This window comes from Streptomyces sp. NPDC057543 (assembly GCF_042801895.1).
Taxonomy (GTDB): Bacteria; Actinomycetota; Actinomycetes; order Streptomycetales; family Streptomycetaceae; genus Streptomyces.
The window spans coordinates 1-4,962 of the sequence record NZ_JBHVFF010000430.1 but is presented as its reverse complement, the minus strand read 5'-3'; the positions used below and the strand labels follow the sequence as shown (position 1 = coordinate 4,962).

The window sequence follows — 4,962 nt, the reverse complement described above, 5'->3', positions numbered from 1 at the left end:
GGCCTGCGCCGAGCCGGTGGCCACGGCCGAACCGGCCATCACGAGACCGGCCAGCCCCGAAGCCCGCAACAGAGCACGACGGGACGAGACAGAGGTGGGGTGGTGCGGAACGCTCATGCGGACTTCGCCTTCCGAGAAGTGCCGAGAATGAGGGAGCGTTCCTGCGGTGGACTGCCATGGGCGGATGGCTGAAAAGGGTCCGGTCGTCGGATGTTCACGACGCGGTGGGCAGGCGTCGGAAGCGGACCGGAAAGGGTAAATCGCCGGTGACGGGTGAGTGTCACCGGGGCTGGCAGGGAACCTACGGCGGGATATGCCGATCGGTCAAGACCCGAATCCGTCGGAATGCGACGTGCCGGTGTCGGATGCGGCGTCCTCCGCGTCGTCGATCCAGCCCAGTGAGCGGCTGATCCGCCGTGCCGCGTCCCGTACCTGGCCGCCCAGTTCCTGGTAGCGCCAGGCCGGCAGGCCGAGCTTGAGGCCGGTGATGGAGACGGCGCCGGCGCACACCGAACGGTCGTCGAAGACCGGCGCGCCGATGCAGATGATGCCCTCGGCGTCCTCCTCGTCGTCCAGGGCGTAGCCGACCCGGGCGATGTCGCGCAGATGCGACAGGAAGGTGGCCGGGTCGGTGATCGTGCGGGACGTGCGCCGGGGCAGCCCGAACCGTTCGACGACCGCGGCGGCCTCGCTCTGCGGCACCGCGGAGAGAAGCGCCTTGCCGAGGCCCGTGCAGTGCGGCAGCTCGCGCTGGCCCATCCGCAGATCGAGCCGGACGCGCTGGTCGAGCTCGACCTGGTCCACGACGACCGCATGGCCGTCCTCGGGCACGGCGAGCCTGGACGCCATGCCGGTCGTCCGGGTGAGCTCGCGCAGGACGGGGTGGGCGACCCCGCGCAGGGACACCTGGGAGCGGGCCCGGTCGCCGAGCCGGGCCAGGCTCATGCCGAGCCGGTAGCGGCGGTTCATGCCCTCGCCGTCGTCGGAGACGAGGCCGTAGGCACGCAGGGTCTGGAGCATGCCGAAGGCGGCACTTTTGGAGATGGAGCAGGCCTGGCCGACCTCCGTGACGCTCAGGCCGTTCCCCTGTGCGGGGGCGGCGAGCGCTTCGAGGATGTCCGCTGCCCTGGCCACGCTCTTGACCCAGTACTTCGGTTCTTCTGGGGCAGCACTGTTCGTCATAGCAGAACAGCTTAGTGCCTTGAGGGAGGCTCGGAGGTGCTTTCTCCGTGAAGAAAGCCGGGGAATCGGGTTTACCGAGCCGGAAAGGGGGTTGACCGGCCCAGGTGTCGCACGTAATATCCAGGCACTGTTCTGCTCTACAGAACAGCGTTCAGAAAAATTGAAACGCACCACCCAAGCACCACGGATCCCCCTCTTCCTGCGGCGACTGCCGGGCGGATGGCGCCAGGGACTCACAGGCCGGGCAGGGCCTGCGAATACCGACGACTCTCGACGCAAGGAGCAAGCGATATGAGTTCAGGCCCGGTAGGCAACGAATCCGGAGCCCGACTCGCCGAGCGCGCCCGCAAGGTCGTACCCGGCGGCGTGAACAGCGGTCAGCGCAGCGTTCCCGGACTGACCGACCTGGTCGTCACCGGGACCGACGGCGCACGGTTCCGTACCGCCGACGGACGCGAGTACACCGACTTCCACTCGGCGTTCGGCCCGCCGCTGCTCGGACACAACGACCCCGACGTGGCCCGTGCCACCGCCGAGGCCGGCGCCACCCTCGGCCACATGGGCGTCGGTGTCACGGAGGGCGAGGTCCTCCTCGCCGAACAGCTCACCGAGCTGATCCCGTCGATCGAGAAGGTGCTGCTCACCAGCACCGGCAGCGAGGCCACGTTCCACGCGCTTCGCGTCTCCCGTGCCGCCACCGGCCGCCGCCTGGTCGTCAAGTTCCAGGGCTGCTACCACGGCTGGCACGACGCGGTCAGCCTCAATGTCATCTCCGCCCCCGAGAAGGTCGGTGCCCACGACCCCATCTCGACCGGCATCCTGCCCGAGGTCCTCGAAGCCACCCTCGTCCTGCCCTTCAACGACAGCGAGGCCGTCCGCCGCACCTTCGCCGAGCACGGCTCCGACATCGCCGCCGTCATCGTCGAGCCCGTCCCGCACAACGTCGGCGCGCTCCTGCCGTACCAGGAGTTCCTCACCACGCTGCGCGAGGAGACCACCAAGGCCGGCAGCGTCCTGATCTTCGACGAGGTCATCACCGGTTTCCGCCACGACATCGGCGGCTGGCAGAAGATCTCCGGCGTCACCCCCGACCTCACCACCCTCGGCAAGGCCATCGCCAACGGCGCCCCCGTCGGTGCGATCGGCGGCCGCGCCGACCTGATGGACCTCTTCTCCACCCGCCCCGGCGCCCCCGCCTTCTTCGCCGGTACGTACAACGGCCACCCGTCCGTCGTCGCCGCCGCCCTCGCCACCCTGCGCAAGCTCCGCGAGGAGCCGGTCCACGAGCACGTCTTCCGGCTCGGCGACCGCGTCCGCAGCGAACTGACCGGACTGTACGAGCGCCTCGGCGTCCCCGCCGTGGTCACCGGCTACGGCTCGGTCTTCGTCAGTTACTTCATGCCGGGCGAGACCCCCCGTACCTACGCGGACCTGCTGAACAACGACGCCTCACTCTTCGTCGGCTACCGCCGCAGGCTCCTCGACCACGGCCTGTTCGAGCTGCCGCTCAACCTCAAGCGCAGCCACATCAGCTACGCCCACACCGACACCGACGTGGACCGCCTGATCGAGGGCACCGAGGCCGCGGTCAAGGCGGTCCTCGCCGACGGCGGCGCCCGCGACCTGGCGAACACCTCCACCATGGGCGGAGCGACCCGCTGATGCTTACCGTCAACCACACCCGCCCCGCCGGCCCCGCCGGACGCATCACCCGCGTCGAGACCCTGATGCTCGGCACCTCCTGGCGCGACTTCGGCTACGTCCGGGTCCACACCGACGAGGGCCTGACCGGCATCGGCGAGATCACCCACCCCTACCGGGTCCGCGAGGTCTGCGCCCTCACCGAGGCACTTGCGAAGCGCCACCTCATCGGCGCCGACCCCTTCGACATCGAGGAACTCTGGCTCCGCGTCTACCAGGGCGACTTCCTGCGCGGCGGCGACATGGGCGGCATCGCCCTGTCCGGCCTCGACCAGGCGATGTACGACCTGATGGGCAAGGCGCTCGGCGTCCCCGCCTACCGGCTGACCGGCGGCGCCTGCCGGGACGACGTACGCGTGTACGCCAACGGTTGGTACACCGGCGAACGCGAGCCCGAGACCTTCGCGGCCAAGGCTAAGGAGACCGTGGCGAAGGGCTTCACCGCCCTCAAGTTCGACCCCTTCGGCCCCGGTCTGCACGAGCTGGAGCGCGCCGAACTGCGCCGGTCCGTCGACCTGGTGGCCGCCGTCCGCGAGGCCATCGGACCGGACGTCGACCTGTTCATCGAGGGCCACGCCCGGTTCGCCATGCCGACCGCCGCCCGCCTCGTGCGGGAGCTGGAGCCGTTCGACATCGGCTGGTTCGAGGAGCCGATGCCCTGGACCCACATCGAGCGCTACGCGGAACTGCGGCAGCGCGCCGCGTTCCCCATCTCCGGCGGCGAGCACTTCCACAACCGCTACGAGTACAAGCAGCTCTTCGCCACGAACGCGGTCGACATCATCCAGCCCGACCTCTCCATGGCCGGTGGCTTCACGGAGGTCAGGAAACTCGCGGCGATCGCCGATACCCACGGCATGCTCGTGGCCCCGCACAACTCCAACTCGCCGCTCTGCACCACCGTCTCGGTGCACGCGACGCTCGGCATCCCCAACTTCAAGATCCTCGAAACCTTCGACGGACTCCTGGAGGACTACGTCTTCGACGCCCTCAAGGGCACCCTCCCGATCGTCGACGGCCACATCGGCCTGCCGACCGCCCCGGGACTCGGTGTCGAGCTCGTCGACGAGGTCTTCGAGGAGCACCCGCCCAGCCACCGCTTCTGGAACATGTTCGCGGACGGCTGGGAGAAGCGGAACCGGACATGATCGTCGACGTCCACTCACATCTCTTCCGGCACAGCCACGACTTCACCGACCCGTTCAGGTCCGACTCCGCCCGCGCCCACGCGGGCGAGGTCGACCTCACGGTGAAGTGGGAGGAGTACGCCGCCACCGCCCCCGAGGGCACCCGCACGATCGTCGTCGGCGGCAAGGCGCGACGCAGCGGGCTCTGGGTCGACGACGCGGCCGTCGCCTCGTACGCCGGACAGCACCCCGACCGGCTCATCGGCTACCTCTCCCTCGACCCCACCCAGCCCGGCTGGCAGGACGAACTCCGCTACGGCCACCAGGAACTGGGCCTGCGCGGCATCAAACTGATGCCGATGTACGCGGGCTTCGACCCGGCCGCCGAGGAGTACGACGACCTGTACACGTACGCGGAACGGCACGGCCTCCCGCTCCTCGTGCACACCGGCACGACCTTCGTGTCGAAGGCGCCGCTGGAATGGGCGATGCCCCGCCACCTGGACGCGGTCGCCATCCGCCACCCCGAACTGCGGATGGTCCTCGCCCACCTCGGTCACCCCTTCGAGGGCGAGTGCATCGCGGTCATCCGCAAGCACCCGCACGTGTACGCGGACATCAGCGCCCTGCACTACCGGCCCTTCCAGCTCTGGCACAGCCTCCGGCTCGTCCAGGACTACGGGGTCTTCGACAAGCTGATGTTCGGCAGCGACTACCCGTTCACGACGGTCGACGACTCGGTGAAGGGGCTGCGGGAGATCGCCCGCATCCCCGGCATCCCCGGACTGCCGCCGCTCGACGTGGACGCGGTGGAGGAGATCATCCACCGGCCGTCGCTGGACCTGCTGGGCCTGAACGGCTGACCCGGCCGTTCCCCACGAACCTGCGGGCGGGCGCTCGGGTCAACCCCCCTGTCCGTGGGCGCCGGCCGGCAGCCGGGCCGCCGCGCTCC

General features: G+C 69.6%; 4 protein-coding genes. 3 read left to right on the top strand and 1 reads right to left on the bottom strand.

Annotated elements, in window-relative coordinates; all coding sequences use genetic code 11:
- Window positions 1–324 precede the first annotated feature (324 nt).
- Window positions 325–1,182, bottom strand: a complete 858-nt coding sequence (locus ACFU8Q_RS38990; protein ID WP_384464191.1) for an IclR family transcriptional regulator — start codon at window positions 1,180–1,182, stop codon at window positions 325–327.
- Window positions 1,183–1,473: 291 nt separating this feature from the next.
- Between ACFU8Q_RS38990 and ACFU8Q_RS38985 the strand changes: the two genes are divergently transcribed.
- From ACFU8Q_RS38985 to ACFU8Q_RS38975, 3 genes are read left to right on the top strand one after another with little or no spacing between them, the layout of a single operon-like run.
- Window positions 1,474–2,844: an aspartate aminotransferase family protein gene (locus ACFU8Q_RS38985; RefSeq protein ID WP_384464188.1), complete on the top strand. Its 1,371-nt coding sequence runs from the start codon at window positions 1,474–1,476 to the stop codon at window positions 2,842–2,844.
- Window positions 2,844–4,031 (top strand): mandelate racemase/muconate lactonizing enzyme family protein, encoded by a 1,188-nt coding sequence (locus tag ACFU8Q_RS38980; RefSeq protein WP_384464184.1) that lies wholly within the window; start codon window positions 2,844–2,846, stop codon window positions 4,029–4,031. The genes ACFU8Q_RS38985 and ACFU8Q_RS38980 overlap by 1 nt, the downstream gene beginning before the upstream one ends.
- Entirely contained in the window at window positions 4,028–4,873 is an 846-nt protein-coding gene (locus ACFU8Q_RS38975; RefSeq protein ID WP_384464181.1) for an amidohydrolase family protein, read from the top strand. Before ACFU8Q_RS38980 ends, ACFU8Q_RS38975 begins: the two co-directional genes overlap by 4 nt.
- Window positions 4,874–4,962: the final 89 nt, after the last annotated feature.

Coding starts and splice junctions, on each gene's coding strand:
- ACFU8Q_RS38975 (WP_384464181.1), top strand. CDS start 4,028: ATGATCGTCGACGTCCACTCACATCTCTTCCGGCACAGCCACGACTTC.
- ACFU8Q_RS38990 (WP_384464191.1), bottom strand. CDS start 1,182: ATGACGAACAGTGCTGCCCCAGAAGAACCGAAGTACTGGGTCAAGAGC.
- ACFU8Q_RS38980 (WP_384464184.1), top strand. CDS start 2,844: ATGCTTACCGTCAACCACACCCGCCCCGCCGGCCCCGCCGGACGCATC.
- ACFU8Q_RS38985 (WP_384464188.1), top strand. CDS start 1,474: ATGAGTTCAGGCCCGGTAGGCAACGAATCCGGAGCCCGACTCGCCGAG.